Origin of the sequence: Vagococcus fluvialis (genome assembly GCF_003337315.1) — a bacterium.
GTDB classification, from domain to species: Bacteria; Bacillota; Bacilli; order Lactobacillales; family Vagococcaceae; genus Vagococcus; species Vagococcus fluvialis.
Window position 1 is genome coordinate 42,192 of sequence record NZ_QPJV01000002.1, and the last position, 14,900, is coordinate 57,091.

Annotated in this window: 20 protein-coding genes; 10 read left to right on the forward strand and 10 right to left on the reverse strand. The window is 30.8% G+C overall.

The features are described from left to right. Positions 1-28 precede the first annotated feature (28 nt). From DFR54_RS01985 to DFR54_RS02010, 6 genes are all read left to right on the forward strand, one after another. Positions 29-760, forward strand: a complete 732-nt coding sequence (locus tag DFR54_RS01985; RefSeq protein ID WP_170126900.1) for a MerR family transcriptional regulator — start codon at positions 29-31, stop codon at positions 758-760. Between the two features lie 14 nt (positions 761-774). Beyond that, positions 775-1,467: a hypothetical protein gene (locus tag DFR54_RS01990; protein WP_114288688.1), complete on the forward strand. Its 693-nt coding sequence runs from the start codon at positions 775-777 to the stop codon at positions 1,465-1,467. A gap of 10 nt (positions 1,468-1,477) precedes the next feature. Then, positions 1,478-2,203: an epoxyqueuosine reductase QueH gene (locus DFR54_RS01995; protein WP_114288689.1), complete on the forward strand. Its 726-nt coding sequence runs from the start codon at positions 1,478-1,480 to the stop codon at positions 2,201-2,203. A 54-nt stretch (positions 2,204-2,257) separates the two neighbouring features. Continuing rightward, the gene (locus DFR54_RS02000; protein ID WP_114288690.1) at positions 2,258-2,581 is read left to right on the forward strand and encodes an ArsR/SmtB family transcription factor; all 324 of its coding nucleotides are present in this window, start codon (positions 2,258-2,260) and stop codon (positions 2,579-2,581) included. Between the two features lie 65 nt (positions 2,582-2,646). Further along, positions 2,647-3,219, forward strand: a complete 573-nt coding sequence (locus DFR54_RS02005) for an NAD(P)H-dependent oxidoreductase (protein ID WP_114288691.1) — start codon at positions 2,647-2,649, stop codon at positions 3,217-3,219. A gap of 430 nt (positions 3,220-3,649) precedes the next feature. Beyond that, positions 3,650-4,435 carry a GNAT family N-acetyltransferase gene (locus tag DFR54_RS02010; RefSeq protein WP_428843312.1) on the forward strand — a complete coding sequence of 262 codons (786 nt, stop codon included), beginning with the start codon at positions 3,650-3,652 and terminating at the stop codon, positions 4,433-4,435. 123 nt (positions 4,436-4,558) lie between these two features. Here the strand turns inward: DFR54_RS02010 and DFR54_RS13160 are convergent, their stop codons facing one another. From DFR54_RS13160 to DFR54_RS02030, 5 genes are all read right to left on the reverse strand, one after another. Then, entirely contained in the window at positions 4,559-4,735 is a 177-nt protein-coding gene (locus DFR54_RS13160; RefSeq protein ID WP_167799443.1) for a hypothetical protein, read from the reverse strand. Between the two features lie 103 nt (positions 4,736-4,838). Beyond that, positions 4,839-5,372: a GNAT family N-acetyltransferase gene (locus DFR54_RS02015; RefSeq protein WP_114288693.1), complete on the reverse strand. Its 534-nt coding sequence runs from the start codon at positions 5,370-5,372 to the stop codon at positions 4,839-4,841. A 16-nt stretch (positions 5,373-5,388) separates the two neighbouring features. Next, a complete protein-coding gene (locus tag DFR54_RS02020) occupies positions 5,389-6,141 on the reverse strand; it encodes a GNAT family N-acetyltransferase (protein WP_114288694.1) in 753 nt (250 codons plus the stop codon). A gap of 115 nt (positions 6,142-6,256) precedes the next feature. Further along, positions 6,257-6,808 (reverse strand): signal peptidase I, encoded by a 552-nt coding sequence (lepB, locus tag DFR54_RS02025; protein ID WP_086341810.1) that lies wholly within the window; start codon positions 6,806-6,808, stop codon positions 6,257-6,259. A 94-nt stretch (positions 6,809-6,902) separates the two neighbouring features. Further along, the gene (locus tag DFR54_RS02030; protein WP_114288695.1) at positions 6,903-8,552 is read right to left on the reverse strand and encodes a MutS-related protein; all 1,650 of its coding nucleotides are present in this window, start codon (positions 8,550-8,552) and stop codon (positions 6,903-6,905) included. 105 nt (positions 8,553-8,657) lie between these two features. On the opposite strand from DFR54_RS02030, the gene DFR54_RS02035 reads away from it, so the two are divergent. Both DFR54_RS02035 and DFR54_RS02040 read left to right on the forward strand, forming a co-directional pair. Continuing rightward, the gene (locus DFR54_RS02035; protein ID WP_114288696.1) at positions 8,658-8,966 is read left to right on the forward strand and encodes a hypothetical protein; all 309 of its coding nucleotides are present in this window, start codon (positions 8,658-8,660) and stop codon (positions 8,964-8,966) included. 70 nt (positions 8,967-9,036) lie between these two features. Continuing rightward, positions 9,037-9,984, forward strand: a complete 948-nt coding sequence (locus DFR54_RS02040) for a LacI family DNA-binding transcriptional regulator (RefSeq protein ID WP_114288697.1) — start codon at positions 9,037-9,039, stop codon at positions 9,982-9,984. On the opposite strand, the gene DFR54_RS13105 is transcribed toward DFR54_RS02040, so the two are convergent. The 5 genes from DFR54_RS13105 to DFR54_RS02060 all read right to left on the reverse strand — a co-directional run bounded on the left by DFR54_RS13105 (position 9,922) and on the right by DFR54_RS02060 (position 13,103). Then, positions 9,922-10,170, reverse strand: a complete 249-nt coding sequence (locus tag DFR54_RS13105) for a hypothetical protein (RefSeq protein WP_126808975.1) — start codon at positions 10,168-10,170, stop codon at positions 9,922-9,924. The two genes, DFR54_RS02040 and DFR54_RS13105, sit on opposite strands and share 63 nt — an antisense overlap. A gap of 228 nt (positions 10,171-10,398) precedes the next feature. Beyond that, positions 10,399-10,734: an NUDIX hydrolase gene (locus tag DFR54_RS02045; RefSeq protein WP_249033357.1), complete on the reverse strand. Its 336-nt coding sequence runs from the start codon at positions 10,732-10,734 to the stop codon at positions 10,399-10,401. 17 nt (positions 10,735-10,751) lie between these two features. Then, positions 10,752-11,156 carry an ATP-binding cassette domain-containing protein gene (locus DFR54_RS02050; protein ID WP_114288698.1) on the reverse strand — a complete coding sequence of 135 codons (405 nt, stop codon included), beginning with the start codon at positions 11,154-11,156 and terminating at the stop codon, positions 10,752-10,754. Further along, complete coding sequence (locus DFR54_RS02055) at positions 11,128-12,264, reverse strand: ATP-binding cassette domain-containing protein (RefSeq protein WP_114288699.1); 1,137 nt, start codon at positions 12,262-12,264, stop codon at positions 11,128-11,130. Before DFR54_RS02055 ends, DFR54_RS02050 begins: the two co-directional genes overlap by 29 nt. 284 nt (positions 12,265-12,548) lie before the next feature. Then, complete coding sequence (locus DFR54_RS02060; RefSeq protein WP_114288700.1) at positions 12,549-13,103, reverse strand: dihydrofolate reductase family protein; 555 nt, start codon at positions 13,101-13,103, stop codon at positions 12,549-12,551. An 82-nt stretch (positions 13,104-13,185) separates the two neighbouring features. Between DFR54_RS02060 and DFR54_RS02065 the strand changes: the two genes are divergently transcribed. Continuing rightward, positions 13,186-13,728 carry a TetR/AcrR family transcriptional regulator gene (locus DFR54_RS02065; RefSeq protein WP_114288701.1) on the forward strand — a complete coding sequence of 181 codons (543 nt, stop codon included), beginning with the start codon at positions 13,186-13,188 and terminating at the stop codon, positions 13,726-13,728. Positions 13,729-13,810: 82 nt separating this feature from the next. Then, positions 13,811-14,896, forward strand: a complete 1,086-nt coding sequence (locus DFR54_RS02070) for an AI-2E family transporter (RefSeq protein WP_242542792.1) — start codon at positions 13,811-13,813, stop codon at positions 14,894-14,896. Positions 14,897-14,900 lie beyond the last annotated feature (4 nt).

The window sequence follows — 14,900 nt, forward strand, 5'->3', positions numbered from 1 at the left end:
ATAATTTCTTTATGGAGGGATGATTAAGATGACTAAATTACTAACAACGGGACAATTAGCATCACTATTTAATTTACCGAAACACACGATAAGGCATTATATTGACGAAGAACTATTAACACCAATTATTAACGAGGATAATGGCTATCAACAATTTACTGAACGAGATATTTATAAGCTGTATCAAGTAATTGTCTTAAGAAAAATTGGTTTTTCAATTGAGATGATTAAAGAAATGATTAAAAAAGATACGATTTTACCTTCATTAGAGACAGCAGTAGATGATTTGGAGGATCAGATAAATGAATTAAGGGCTGTGCAAAAAACAGTCAGTCATATTTTAGAAGCAAATCAGGAAGTAGGATTTAATGAACTTAACTTTGTTGAAAAAGAGAAACGTTATTTGAAAAAAGTACCAAGTGAATTATTAAAGGATAATAGTATTGATTTACTATCAGCCCATAAGTTAGGTTTTGAACACCTTGATATATTCTATTATATAACAGACAACATAGGTGAGGAAAGTGTTTATACCATAGGAAGTAAAGAAAATTTTGATAAAGTGCTAGAAAAACGAGTTTACGCAACAAAAGATATTGAACTAGAGTCAGAGGAAGATTTAGTAAATGAGGCTTCTCTTATGCTAGAAGATCCTTTGTTTGAAATGAGTTCTGTAAAAGAAATTATTTGTTATGAAAATATATACCGTTCTCTAGGATTTAGAGATAAAAGTTTTTTTACCATTGAGATCGCTTTATAGGAGAGGTGAGAAAAATGGAATATATGGGTGAATTTAATCTATTGCAGTGGACAGGAGAATACTTTATTCAAATCCCTTCTGGCCTAAAAGAAAAAGGCTTAGAAGCTAATAATTTAATGGCGATTATTCGTGATGTATTTACCTCAAAAGAAATTAGCCAACTAGATGATATGGAGTCAGTGTCAGCCAGTTTTCCTTTAAAGAAAAAAACAGCCAAGGAAGTCATCGGAAAGATCGCAAAAGACGCTGCAGATGAGGGGGTAAGCTTTTTAGTGGATACATTAATTGAAACAACTCTTGATATTGATATGGGAACTGACAAAAAAAGAAGTTTGTTTAGTGAGTTATTCACTATGGTTATGGATGAGGAAGAAAGAAGCTATATTGCTTCGATTGGAAAATATGAAAAAGACCAATTGTTTTTTGAAAGTATTGTTCCAACATCAGAAAGCATACAAAGCTTGTTCCATACTGAGTATGAGGCCGATTTTTTTGTAGCTCATATTGCCTTAAATACTTTTGAAGCTAGCGAAGAGTTTTCTTTAGAGAATCTAGAAAAGACTTTTGAAGAAGCGATGTTAGAGATAGGAGTAGAGGGATTAGAATTTACTTATAATGATGTTAAATACCCTTTAAAGAGATTGGAAACAGGAAAATTAAGTTATAATCTATTTACAATGGATTTAAATTTAGAAGAAATAAGTTGAGGCTAATTAAATGACAATTAATGCAGAAGAAATATTAAATAAATTATCTCCTAATCAAAAAATTAATTATGATAAAACCCTACGTAATATGATTAAAGAGTGGGAGAAGTCAGAAACGAAACCATCTATTTTACTCCATAGTTGTTGTGCTCCTTGTAGTACCTATACTTTAGAATACATGACGCAATTTGCTGAGATTACGATTTATTTTGCTAACTCAAATATTCATCCTAGAGAAGAATACGAAAGACGATTATTAGTGCAGAAAAAATTTGTCGAAGATTTTAATGAAACAACTAATCAACAAGTCGGTTTCTTAGCTGGAGAATATGAGCCAAGTAAATTTGTGCGAATGATAAAAGAAAAAGGTTTAATGAATGAAAAAGAAGGCGGTAAACGTTGTAGTGCTTGTTTTAATATGCGTCTTGATTTAGTAGCTGAGAAAGCTCAAGAGTTAGGTTTTGATTATTTCGGAAGTGCTTTAACTATTTCACCTAAGAAAAATAGCCAGCTAATCAATCAAATTGGAATGGATATTCAAAAGTTTTATGACGTGAATTACTTACCTAGTGATTTTAAAAAAAATAAAGGTTATGAGCGTTCTATTGAAATGTGTAAAGAGTACGATATTTACCGTCAGTGTTATTGTGGTTGTATTTTTGCCGCTAAACAACAAGGTGTTGATTTGAAACAAGTCACAAAAGAAGCTAGGGAATATTTGAAAGAGAATAACTAATTCGTTGACAAGTGCATAAATGTGCACGTATAATCTTTTTTAGGTGGTGGAAAAATGACTAATGCAGAAAAAGAAAATTGTCTAAAAGAAGTAGATCAGGCTGTTGACTTTGAGTTTTATAAAACCTTATTTGATCCTGCAAGAATTGATATTATAAAAGTGTTGGCAATGAATGGTAAAAGCAATATTACTGAAATAGCTGAAAATTTGCCACAAGATCGCTCCGTTATTTCTCGCCATTTGGACTTAATGAATCGTTATCAGTTAGTTACGAAAGAAAAATCAGGCCGAAATATGTATTATGAAATTAATGAAGAGACTATTTTAAATCAATTTAAGGAAACAACTAATCAATTAGAAAATCTATTTAACTGCTAGAAATAGATTTTTTTATCACTTTAAAAGTGCATATGTACGCACTTAAACTTGTTTAGGAGGTTTATATGAAAACAATTATTTATGTTCATCCATGGGAAGGCAGCTTGAATCATGCTATTTTAGATAAAACAAAAGAAATATTAACTAACAGAGGTGAAAAATTTCAAGTGATTGATTTACATGAAGATGAATTTGATCCAACATTTCATGCATCAGAGTTAAAATTTTTTTCAAAAGGTGAGACACCTAATAAACAAGTAATTAACTACCAAGAGATGTTAAAAAATAGTGAGGAACTTATTTTTATTTTTCCTATTTGGTGGTTCAGTGTACCAGCAGTTTTAAAAGGATTTTTAGACAAAGTTCTACTTAAAAATTTTGCTTATACAGAGGATAAACGCGGAATTATGACTGGTTTACTGACACAGATAAAATTTGTCAAAGTCATTACAACAGCTCAATCTCCAAAGTGGTACATTAAGCTTTTTAAGGGAGATGGGATTCATAAAACATTTATCAAAGCTACTTTAAAAAGTGTCGGTATGAAACACGTAAAGTGGATTCATGAAGGTTATGTTGTGACATCAAAAAAAGAGCAGAAAGAGAAATTCTTAAAAAGCTTAGAAAGTAAAATCTAGGTATAAAAATTAGTTTATGTTAGAATGAATTATCTTTTAAAACAGAACAGGAGAATAGTGTTTATGCTTAAATTAATTATCGCTGGTTGATACGTTAACCAATTTAATAGAAATGTTGATAATAAGTTTTTTCAGTGCAATGACTGAATCTTATTTAGTGACGTTTTTTAGCGATAATAGATAAGCAAACAGATTCTTACAAGTCGCAGTTCCTTAAACAATTAAGGGACTGTTTTTCTTTGGCAGAGTTAGATTATCTAACTCTGCCTTTTTCTGTTTTAGGAGGTGATTTTTTCAAACTAATAACTTAAAGATAACAAAAGAAAAATAGAGGAGGAATACATATGAGTCAATACAATTAGTTAAAGGCATTAAAGAGCAAGAGGAGTCACGTCAAAGTTTTAACCAATTAGCAGAAGATACTTTTGAAATTAATTTTATAGAGTGGTATGAATCAGGATACTGGGGAGAAAATTACATACCTTACAGTTTAGTTGATGGAAAAAAGGTGATTGCTAATGCATCAGTCACTAAAAGCAAAATGATAATTAATAATCAAAGTTATGAGACCATTCAAATAGGAACAGTTATGATAGCTGAAAATTATCGCTCTAAAGGCTTATCAAAAGAATTAATGACTGAGATTATTAATGATTACAAAAAAAGAGTCGATTTTATCTATTTATTTGCAAATGAAACAGTTTTAGATTTTTACCCTAAATTTGGTTTTAAGCGAGTAGATGAATTAAGTGTTGAACTAGAAGCAGAACAGATTGAGAAAAAAGAAAGTTTGGAACTAGTTGATTTTAATGTTCATCAAGAAAAAATAGAAAAATTAGCTAACAATCGAAGTAATAGTCACCTTAAATCTTATTTAGAGGGTGGTTACAATCTAACTATGTTTTATTATAGGAGTGTCTTTAAAGACGGAATTTCTTATATCAAAGAGCTTGATACTTATTTGTGTTACGAAATTGAAGATGAGGAGTACCATCTTTTTGATATTTTAAGTGACAAGGAGATTTCTATGAGAGAGATTTTAAATTACTTGCCTCTTGAGAAAGATAGTCGTGTTTATTGTCATTTTGATGTGCAGGAAGAAAGTATGATTAAAACTAAGAAGAGAGTTCCAGTAGATGACGATGCTTTATTTGTTTTAGGAGTAGAAGAAGATACTTTTAAAGAATTTAAATTACCGTTGTTTAATCATGCTTAGTATTTAAAAAATAATGAATAATTGATAAATTATAATTGTTCATTACACAAAGTAAAAAAGTAGAATCTTGAATAAATAAGATTCTACTTTTTTAATTAGTTCTACTTGTTTTAAATTACAAATTTAGTCTAATATTTCAATAACAGAGATAGCTGTTTTTACTACGATTACATGCTTATTAGTTGATTCTACTTCTACTCTTAAAGAATCCTCAAAAACATTTAGTACTGTTCCTCTAACATTTTCTAATTCTTTATTTAAAAATTGAATGCGAACTTGTGAGCCTAATAATACTTCCATTTCTAATTCCTCCTTAAATTTTCTCTTAAAAGATAACAGGGTAAGTCTATTAGCTTTGGCTATTGGTTTCTCTATAGAGATTTATGTTATGAACAAAATCAACCTATAACGCAATCCAGTAACGTCTAACGTCTTTCCCAGTTGCTTCATCAAAAATTTTATTTTCAATAATCCCTTGATTATTTTCAATGACTTTATAAGAGCCAGGATTATCATCGTCACAAGTAATCAATACTTTTTCAAGTTGAAAATCACGAGCCTTATGTAGAGCTTCTTTTAGCATAATTGAACCATAACCTTTTTTTCTTTCAGAAGGAGCAATAGAATAACCAATATGACCACCGTAATTTAATAAATAATCATTTAGTTCTAATCGCAGGTGAAGCATACCAAGTACTTTGTTATCGCTTTGTCTGATTAAAATATATTGGTGCCCTGGAACGAAACTTTTATTTGGCATAGTATCACGATTTTCATATAGATAAAGGTGATTAATCCAATCTTTCATGTCTTTAAACTGTTCTAAAGAGCTAGCACCATGAAGGTCATCTAAATTATCCTTAAATTCTGATAAATAAGCGAGTAATTCTTTTTCTAATTGTTGAGTAGGTTTTATGAGTAATAAGTTTTCTTCCATATTGATTCACCTTTCTTTAACTAAATAATTTGAAAATTTCAAATCTGTTACTTTGCAATTCATATCCTTGTTTTAAATACATTTCTCGAGGAGTGTCGTTGCTATCTGCTTGTAAGATAACTTCTTTATCTTGTGCCATTTCAATTCCTTTTCTTTGAAGAAAACTTGCTATTTGCTTGTTTCTAAAGTCTTCGTGAACATATAAATCATCAATTTCAAGAGTTGAATCAGTGCTTATCACATTGACACATCCGGCAGGGATTTTCTTATAATAAGCGATTAAAAATTGAATGTTACTAGACTTCAGGTGTTCTTTAATCAAGTCGTTTTTTCTATGAGCGTAGTCTTTGCCATACTCTTTATTTAAGTTAAAACGCAAAGTTAAAAGATCATCTAAATGATTAAGTGTAACAAGATCAATATCAATATCAGTTGATTGAGAGAGAGAAGGGAAGTTTGTCTTTTTCAATTTAAAAAGTTCTAAGGAATCAATATCATACTTTTCTTGTTGTAAATAAGTGTTTAGCTCGTCTGAAAAAGTGATATTTTTAGGAAATTTGAATTTTAAATGTGTTTGTCCATTTTTTTGATGAAAGTCTTTTAAATATTTTTCAGTTTTCTTAAACTCTTTCAGTGAAATAGGTTGTTTAAATTTAATATAGTTAGCGTCATACATATCTAAAAATTCAGAATAGTGTTGATGCTCAAAAGTATCAGTTGAGTAAATAGTTTTACCTAATGTAAATAAATCATCAAATTCTACTGACATAAGAATCACTCCTTAGAAAATAAGTGTAGTTGTTAGTATTATATACTATCTGATTTCAAGCATTAAAGAAACAAAAAAACTGTTCTATAACAAATTAATTGTTATAGAGCAGTTTTTATTTAATGAGTCCCCACTGGCTTGGTGGCCAAATAGTTACTTTAGCTTTTCCAATGATATTCTCTTTTGGGATAAACCCAACTTCTGGGAAACGACTGTCTTTTGATACACGTCGATTATCACCTAAAACAAAATAAGTGTTTTCTGGTACTCTTTCGTAGTCTGTGATTTCAGCTAAGGTAAAATTATTTGTTAAGGGCTCTGTTTGTCCTGAGTTCTTCCAGTCTGCTTTGTATTCGTCTAAATAAGGTTCAGGAATTGGTTCTCCGTTAATATAGAGTTGATCATTTTCATAAGCCACAGTATCTCCTGGAAGACCAATGACACGTTTAACATAGTTTAGAGAAGGATCATCTGGGGCAACTAATGGTACTACATCAAAGCGTTTAATATCACCTAACTTATAAGTGATTGCTTTTTCCCCATCAATTAGTGTTGGCATCATAGACTCACCTTGAACTTTAATTGGCGCAGCTACATAGATGCGAACTGCTATTAAAATAACTAAAACTGTTGCAAACCATAGGATATCTTTAAATATTGATTTCATTTCTTTTCTTTACCACCTTTTAAGTGAACCTATCATAACATAAATCCTTAAAACCTATGGGAGATAATTAATAAAGTTACAAAAAATTCAATTTTTAATCACTCCAACTTCTATTTTCATCAAAGAATTTGGCTTTTTGATGAGCGCTATTAATGACACTAGTCGGAAAATTCATGCTTTCAATTAAATTAATCGCATTTCTAGAAGTAGCAACTCCTGTTTTTAACAAGTAATCAAAAGTAATGCCATCTTCTTTTGAAACAGACTCTTCAAAATGAATATTGTCACACTGATTCTGAAGAATTTGTGGCAATTCAATATCATGAGTTGCAACAAATGCTAGCTGATTTTGAGTGGTTAGCCACTGAATGATACTAGAAGAAGCGGCGATTCTCTCAATAGTATTTGTTCCCTTTAAAATTTCATCAATAAAGGAATAATAAAACATATTTTGTTGGACCTGCTCAATTAAGCGCTGTAATGATTTTAATTCTGCGACAAAATAACTGTCACCATCAATGATACTATCTTGAACACCCATTGAAGAAATAACACCACCTCTTTTTAACGTAAATGAGGTAGCTAGACAGGTGTTAAGAGTTTGAGCAAAAATAATATTAATCGCTACAGATCTGACGTAAGTTGATTTACCTGAGGCATTAGAACCTGTAATCAATGTATTTTTTGACCAATTAACGGGATTAGGTACAGGGCTATTTAATAAAGGATGAATCACATCTTCAGCTATAACACTTTTTTCATCAGAAAATTCAGGCTGACAGGAGTAATCTTGATAAATAAGTCTAAGATTTAAAATAGCTATCGCAACTTCTAATTGTCCCATTAATTCCCAAAGAATTTTTGCTTCTGTGTTATAGTGATTAATTTTTTTAGATAAAACACCAAAGGAAATAAAAGGAACTAAAAAGGCAGCACTTAGCATTTCAATAAACATTTCAGATTCACTACCACTTTTAACACGAAAAGCAAATCCAAAACGCAAAGCAGATTTAAAAGGTTGCCAGTTTTTTTGAAGTTCATTTTTAATAGGTGTCTCTTTTTTACTTAAAGTATGACTTAAAGAAAGACTTTGAACGAGATAATTCATAGCAGCAAGCTCTGTTTCTAGCTGTCCTTTTTTAATTAAATATAAAATCGTATTAACACATAAAGCTAAAACAGCCACAACAAAGCCAATCGCTCCAATGAAGAAAGAACTTAAAAAGCCTATTAAAGGTAGAAGACCTAAGAAAACATATAAGGAATGGCTACCTAATGGATTAATAGTTTGTCCATTTAAATAAATTTGAGCATAGTTATAGTCTCTCTTACCTAATCTAGCAAAACGAAAAGAGATATCCTCTCGTTCATTAGGATTATTTTCAAGATAGTGAATCAGAATTTCTAGTTTCTCAGTGTTTTCATTAGATAAATTATATTCTCTAAGAGTTTGATATAGTTTTTCTGAACCAATACTGGAGTATGTTAAATTGATTCTTTTAAAAACTTCAAACATATTTAAATCATCCCAAGTTAAGTCATCAATCATAACTTCAGCTTGTTTAGTACGGTTTTCATAGGCTTTAAGCAAGCTTTCTTCATTATCTTTAGGCAAATGGCGTGGTAAATTTCCCCAGTCTTTTTTTATTTGTGCTTTTAATTTTGATTGATTGATTCTATCTGTTACTAAAATAAAAGCAATTATTCCTAAGATAAAAAGAAGTACCATTAGTTGTTCATTCATCATAAATCTCCTCTGAGCTTTTTTCTTATTGTATCATAGACTTAAAGGATGTATTTGTCATAAAAATAAGTTTGTTTTATACTTAATTTAAAAGAGGTGACTAGGATGAGTTACGAAGAAAAGGATTGGATATTACGACAAATTAAACAAATAGCTAAAGGTCTTGGGCAAATGCTAGGCCGAGAAAGTATTAAAGAGATTGTTAATTTAGAGATGTCTGAAAGTGAACAACTATCAGATGAAGAATTAGATGATAGTTTATTGTTACTAGACGTTGAAGAAAAAGTAAAACAACCTAAACAAATAGAAGAGTTAACAGGAATCAAAGAAGATAGATTCCAAGAGTTAGTTAAAGATTATAGTTTACTGACAGAAGAAGAAAGAATAGTCTTAAAAAAGTATACTAATAAATAAAAATTTCTTGACCTAAAACGGGTTTCAGTCGTTATAGTAAAAGCTATAAAAGTCAGGAAGGAAGATAGGGATGCCAACTATTCATGATATTGCTAAATTAAGTGGTTATTCTGCTGCGACAGTTTCTCGAGTGTTGAATCAAAAAAAGCATGTCTCAAAAGAAGCAGAAGAGGCTATTAGACAAGCGATTGAGGAGTTAGACTATGTACCCAGTGAGATTGCTCGTGATTTGAGCCGCGGAAAAACCTTAAATATTGGGATTATTTTACCCCATACCAATCATCCCTTTTTTACAGAGATTCTAACAGGTGCGATTAATGCGTCATTTTTAACTGAATATCATTTGGTTATTCTCCCTTCTGCTTATGATGAAAAAAGAGAATTAGGTTATTTAGAGCAATTAAGAAGAAGTGCTTTTGATGGATTAATTTTTACTTCTCACGGTCTGCCCTTAGAAAAGTTAGCTGAATATCAAAAATATGGGCCTGTTGTCTGCTGTGAGGATCCTTATGATGTTTCTATCTCAGCGGTTTATTCTAAGCGTTCAATCGCTCTAAAAGACGCTTTTTCGTGGTTGAAAGAGCACAGCTACAAAACTATAGGGATTATGTTAAGTCGAGATGAAAGTGTTAGTGCGACAAGCAAAGAAACTTTGTCAGCTTATAAAGCTGTTTTTAAAGAGAATCCCCCTCAAGACTTAATCAAAATAGGTGTCTCTAATTATCAGGATGGTTATAAAAAAGCAAAAGAGTGGCATGAAGAAGGAAGAGTAGTAGATGTCATATTTTCAAATGGTGATGACATTGTAGCTGGTGCTAGACAATATTATTTAGATAACCAACTAGAGTTACCTTTTTTAGTCGGGCAAGATAATCAGCTAAGTAGCCAACTAATGCAAATATCAACCATTGATTATCAGTTTTTAGAGATTGGTAAAAAAGCTTTTGAGCTTGTATTAAAGGAAAATACAATCGAGCAAATTGGTATTCCATCTAGGTTTATAGTTAGAGATAACTAAAAAGAGAGAGATACCAAGACCAAAGAGAGCTAAACTAAAAATAACACTACTAAATAAGGCGATTGGTAGAAAAACTGAGGTTTTTTTGCCACCGTTTTTTTGCTCATGAGAAAACATTTTATAAGTTCGGTAAAGTTGGTACGAACCTAAAATAAAACAAGAAAGTGCTGCTAAAAATTTTAACATATATATACCTCCCTAAAAGGATTTCTAACATTTTCAACTTTATTATACGCCTTTAAAATGTAACTTAATAGGATAGATAATTTAGTTTATCAACCAATTAGGAAACACAGAAGCTTCCAAAGTTGTTTCTATTTTTTGTAGTTCATCTTTTAATTTTAAAATTATCGGTGAAGCATTTTCTTCATTCAGTAAGTCAATTTCTATAAAAAGACTGCCTGATGAATCGTTTCAGCCATCAATTACTAATTCTGGAATCTTAGATTGTTGCGTTATATTTAGAGAAACATCATATAAAGTAAAAATATGGTGAACAGTAGAGGAGCTGCTTTGAGGTGTTACAAAACAGTCGTAAACTCGGTTATTTACATATGAAACAACAGAATAGCCAGTTTCTTCTTTAACCTCTCTTTTTAGAGTAGTCACTAGGCTTTCACCAGTTTCTTGAGTACCACCGGGTAGGTCATATCTATTTTTGTAAGGACCAGTTTCCTTTTTTATACATAATAATTGATTATTTTGAATCATAACTCCGTAAACACCGAAATGTGTAATTGTTTTACTCATAAAATATACCTCCCTAGTTAATCTAACATATATTCTTTTAATCTTAACTCATTCGATGTTAACTCATATAGTTTTTTATTCTTTAATGAATCAATATACTTTCTGTCATGTGAGATGGAAATAATTGTTCCTTGATACTGGCTGAGAGCATCATAAAAGACTTGGTTAGTCAAAGGGCTTAAGTTTCTTGTTGGCTCATCTAAAATTAGGACATCGTGTTCTTCAAGCATTAATTTAACTAATAAAACTTTTGCTTGTTGACCGCCACTTAATTCACTCATAGGATGAGTCATTTCATCCCTCGTAAAATTAAGATTAGCTAGTAAGGTTCTAATTTTTTGTCCCTCATTGTCTCTAGTTGTGTTAAGAAGTGATAAAACATGCTGACTTGTATCAACAACTTCTTCGTATTTTTGCGGCATATAGCCAACGTTGTAATTCCTTTTTTTTGTTTAACGCTAAATAAATTTGTTTCAGTAAAGTTGATTTTCCGACACCATTTTCACCAGTAATAATAATCTTATCTTGAGTGAAAATAGGCAGGTCAATATTTCGAGATAAAACGCCTTTTTCATTAGTTAATTCATCTAAAGTAAAATCAACAATTAGTTGTTTCTTTTTAGGTGAGGAGACAGGAGCAAAGAAAAAACTTGGGTTTTCTTCAATAGCTCTAAGGTCCATAACTTGATCTTTTTGAACACTTAATTTTTCCTTTTGTTGTTTTAAAGCCTTCACTTTTTTCTGTAAACGTGGATCAGCTCTAGAAATTTGAGTATGCTGATGTTCTGCTTTATTCCAAACTTGTTGTAATTTATCCTCCTGTTTTTTTAGAGCTCTGTTTTCATTTTTGACAAGTTGATTATGAGTTTTAATACCTTGCTCACGTTTTTCTTTATAAGTGAAAAAGTCATCGTGAGATAAGGTGTGAAGTGGCTCTTGATTTCTTTTGGTTAACTCTAAATGAAGAAGTTGGTTAGCTGTTTCTTGAATAAAAGCTTCGTCGTGAGAGACAAAAATAACAGGAATCGTTATGTTTTTTACAAAATCTTCTAACCATTTAATACTGGCTAAGTCTAAGTTATTTGTTGGTTCATCTAAAAGAAGAAAATCTGGATTTTTAGCTAGAATAGCAAGTAATTGATATTTTAATTGTTCCCCACCAGATAGCTCTGAATAAAGCTGAGTACTATATAAATTATCAATCTGAAAAGCAGCCATAGCTTCTGTTAGTAAAGAATCCCATTCAACTTCTTCAAATAAATCAGCAACAACTAGCTGACTATTTTCCTCAACTAAAGACTGATTTAGATAGCCAATATGTTGATAAGAACTAGTTATTTCTCCTGAGACACTAAGGTAAGGAATTAAATCCTTTCGTTCACGAATTACTTGAAGAAGGCTAGATTTTCCGTTTCCTTCTTCTCCAATAATCGCCAGTTTTGTCTGGTCATTAATTGTTAAATCTAAATCTTGCACTAAGTAACGTCCTGTTTTTTCTTCCACTAAAGATATATTTGTTAATTTCATCATTGTTTATCACCTATTCTATTTATTTTTTTATGGAGGTTCTATGTCTTCTTCTAACATTTGAGTAGGTCACCCTTTCTTTTTTAGAACAAAAAAAGCACTCCTATATGAATACAGGAGTGCGCAAATAACATCATTAAAAAAGATATTATTATATTGAAATAAGGATACACGAACTCACCGTTTATTTATTAGATTTAGTCTATTAAATAAAGCAGTGTTCAATTCGGTGTCCTCCTTTTAAGTTCGATTTAATACGAGAAGTATAAACCCATCCTATTTAAATGTCAATTTTTTACGTAGGTATGATAAACAATATTGTTAACAACTTTTGCCTGAGTGGCTGTTAATTTAAGGTTACCTTTAATATCTGATAATAAAGGAATACCTTCACCAAGTAGTGTCGGAATAATCGCCAGTTGATACTCATCAATTAAATTTTCCTCAACAAGAGGCTTAATAATACTAGCACCGCCAACAATGAAAATATCTCTACCAGGTTGTTTTTTTAGGTCAGTTACAATATCAACAACAGATTTATTTGTAAAGGTAATATCTTTTGTGTTATCTGTTTGTCGTGAAGTTAAAACATAGGACTGACTATCAGCATAAGGATATTCATTAGGAGAAAGAACTTCTGTGACTTGGTCATAAGTTGTTCGTCCCATAATAACTGTGTCTACATTTGAATAGAAATCTTCGTAAGAAGTGTCAGTCTCTCTTTCTATAGCATTAGCGTGTAACCAATCAATTCCTCCCTTAGAATCTGCAATAAAGCCATCTAAACTAGTTGCGATGTATAAAATTACTTTTCGTGTCGTATATAAATCCTCCTTTCCTATCTGTTATGTTTATTGTAGCTTAAATAAAATTGAAAGGTAAGAAACAAAAGTATATAATGTCGCATATAAGGAGATGAGAGAAATGGTGACTGATTCAGTAGATGACAAAATTTGGGAAGCTTTTGAAAGGTTATTAATGGATAATAATCAGCAGTTTAGTGATATTCGAGTTGGGCAAATTTGTAAAGTGGCTGACATTCATCGTTCGACTTTTTATCGCCATTTTGAAGATAAATATCAGCTACTAGAGTACGGCTTAAAAAAGTTGTGGCAAGATTATTTTGACTTATCAAAAAAAGCACGTGTTTATGAACCCTTTCAAACTGCAGAATCTTTTTATACTAAATCAAAAGGAAAAAAATTAATCAATAAACATTTAAGTGATGATAATTTTATTGAAGTAGTGGATCACTTTTTCTTAGAACAAATGAAAGCAGCCGTTTTAGATGTTTTGCCACAAGACATAGACTTACCAAAAGAGTTAATTGCTCTTTATACAGTGACTAACATTCAAGTTGTAGAGGAGTGGCAAAAACAAGAAAAATTAAGCTTAACGGCAAAAGAACTGGATGATTATTATCAACAGCTTGTTATGAAAAGTTTAAGTTTTGATTTAGAGCAATGACTATCTTTTACCTTTTTTTTATCGTAAAATATGAGTATCATACCGTTTTTGAAAACGGAATTTGAGAGGTTGTGTGAGGGTTATGATGGATTTATGGACTAAAATAAAGACAAATGATTCGATACGTCGGACACTAGTATTAATTTCAGTATGTATTATTCTTTATCTGATTAGAAATATTTTAAGTTTAGTTTTATTAACATTTATAATGACTTATTTAATTATTAGAGGAGTCGAAGGGATTCATAAAGTAACAAAAATCTCCAAAAAAATAATAACACTGGCCATGTATCTGTTGATACTAGTCTTTTTATACTTTGCGATAACAGTCTATGTGCCTAAAATGTTTATAGAAACAATAAAAACCATTGAAGAAGTCTTTGCTTTTTATCAAAAGATGAATACAGACAACAGCTTGTTTGAATGGCTGATGACTAATATTAATTTCAATGACATCAAACAACAATTAACAACAGGAGCTAAAGTTATCTTTAGTACCATTACAAGTATTGGTTCCATGGGATTAACATTCTTTTTATCTTTCTTACTAAGTTTCTTCTTTATTATTGAGCAAGAGTGGGTAACAGATTTTGCTCAAGCTTTCTACAATAGTAAAATCAGTGTTTTCAGTAAAGATGTTGGTTACTTAGGTAAAAAATTTGTTAATACATTCGGTGTAGTAATTGAGGCACAGTTTATCATTGCTTTAATTAATACAGGTTTAACAACAATTGGACTTTTTGCTATGAAGTTTCCACAAGAACAATTACTTAGTTTAGCACTAATGATTTTCGTTTTAAGTTTAATTCCAGTTGCAGGAGTTATTATTTCGTGTGTGCCACTAAGTTTAATCGCTTATACGATAGGTGGCGTGCAGAACGTTATTTATGTGTTAATTATGATTGCAATCATTCATGCGATTGAATCATACGCACTAAATCCTAAATTAATGAGTAGTAAAACTGATTTACCAGTTTTTTACGTATTTATTATCCTAATGTTCTCAGAGAAATTCTTTGGCATTTGGGGATTAGTTATCGGGATACCAGTTTTTGTGTTCTTACTTGATTTACTAGAAGTGAAAATTGAACATAAAAAACCTAGTATTCCAGCATTACCAGTTATTGGTAATGGAAAAGAAAAAGAAAAACGAGATGAAGAGAATTAACTCT

Excerpts from the sequence above, each read along its gene's own strand:
- DFR54_RS02000 (WP_114288690.1), top strand. The coding sequence starts at position 2,258 with ATGACTAATGCAGAAAAAGAAAATTGTCTAAAAGAAGTAGATCAGGCT.
- DFR54_RS02050 (WP_114288698.1), bottom strand. The coding sequence starts at position 11,156 with ATGCCGCAAAAATACGAAGAAGTTGTTGATACAAGTCAGCATGTTTTA.
- DFR54_RS02005 (WP_114288691.1), top strand. The coding sequence starts at position 2,647 with ATGAAAACAATTATTTATGTTCATCCATGGGAAGGCAGCTTGAATCAT.
- DFR54_RS02020 (WP_114288694.1), bottom strand. The coding sequence starts at position 6,141 with ATGTCAGTAGAATTTGATGATTTATTTACATTAGGTAAAACTATTTAC.
- DFR54_RS02035 (WP_114288696.1), top strand. The coding sequence starts at position 8,658 with ATGAGTTACGAAGAAAAGGATTGGATATTACGACAAATTAAACAAATA.
- DFR54_RS02045 (WP_249033357.1), bottom strand. The coding sequence starts at position 10,734 with ATGAGTAAAACAATTACACATTTCGGTGTTTACGGAGTTATGATTCAA.
- DFR54_RS01990 (WP_114288688.1), top strand. The coding sequence starts at position 775 with ATGGAATATATGGGTGAATTTAATCTATTGCAGTGGACAGGAGAATAC.
- DFR54_RS02070 (WP_242542792.1), top strand. The coding sequence starts at position 13,811 with ATGATGGATTTATGGACTAAAATAAAGACAAATGATTCGATACGTCGG.
- DFR54_RS02015 (WP_114288693.1), bottom strand. The coding sequence starts at position 5,372 with ATGGAAGAAAACTTATTACTCATAAAACCTACTCAACAATTAGAAAAA.
- lepB (WP_086341810.1), bottom strand. The coding sequence starts at position 6,808 with ATGAAATCAATATTTAAAGATATCCTATGGTTTGCAACAGTTTTAGTT.
- DFR54_RS01995 (WP_114288689.1), top strand. The coding sequence starts at position 1,478 with ATGACAATTAATGCAGAAGAAATATTAAATAAATTATCTCCTAATCAA.
- DFR54_RS01985 (WP_170126900.1), top strand. The coding sequence starts at position 29 with ATGACTAAATTACTAACAACGGGACAATTAGCATCACTATTTAATTTA.
- DFR54_RS02065 (WP_114288701.1), top strand. The coding sequence starts at position 13,186 with ATGGTGACTGATTCAGTAGATGACAAAATTTGGGAAGCTTTTGAAAGG.
- DFR54_RS02055 (WP_114288699.1), bottom strand. The coding sequence starts at position 12,264 with ATGATGAAATTAACAAATATATCTTTAGTGGAAGAAAAAACAGGACGT.
- DFR54_RS13160 (WP_167799443.1), bottom strand. The coding sequence starts at position 4,735 with ATGGAAGTATTATTAGGCTCACAAGTTCGCATTCAATTTTTAAATAAA.
- DFR54_RS02030 (WP_114288695.1), bottom strand. The coding sequence starts at position 8,552 with ATGAATGAACAACTAATGGTACTTCTTTTTATCTTAGGAATAATTGCT.
- DFR54_RS02040 (WP_114288697.1), top strand. The coding sequence starts at position 9,037 with ATGCCAACTATTCATGATATTGCTAAATTAAGTGGTTATTCTGCTGCG.
- DFR54_RS13105 (WP_126808975.1), bottom strand. The coding sequence starts at position 10,170 with ATGTTAAAATTTTTAGCAGCACTTTCTTGTTTTATTTTAGGTTCGTAC.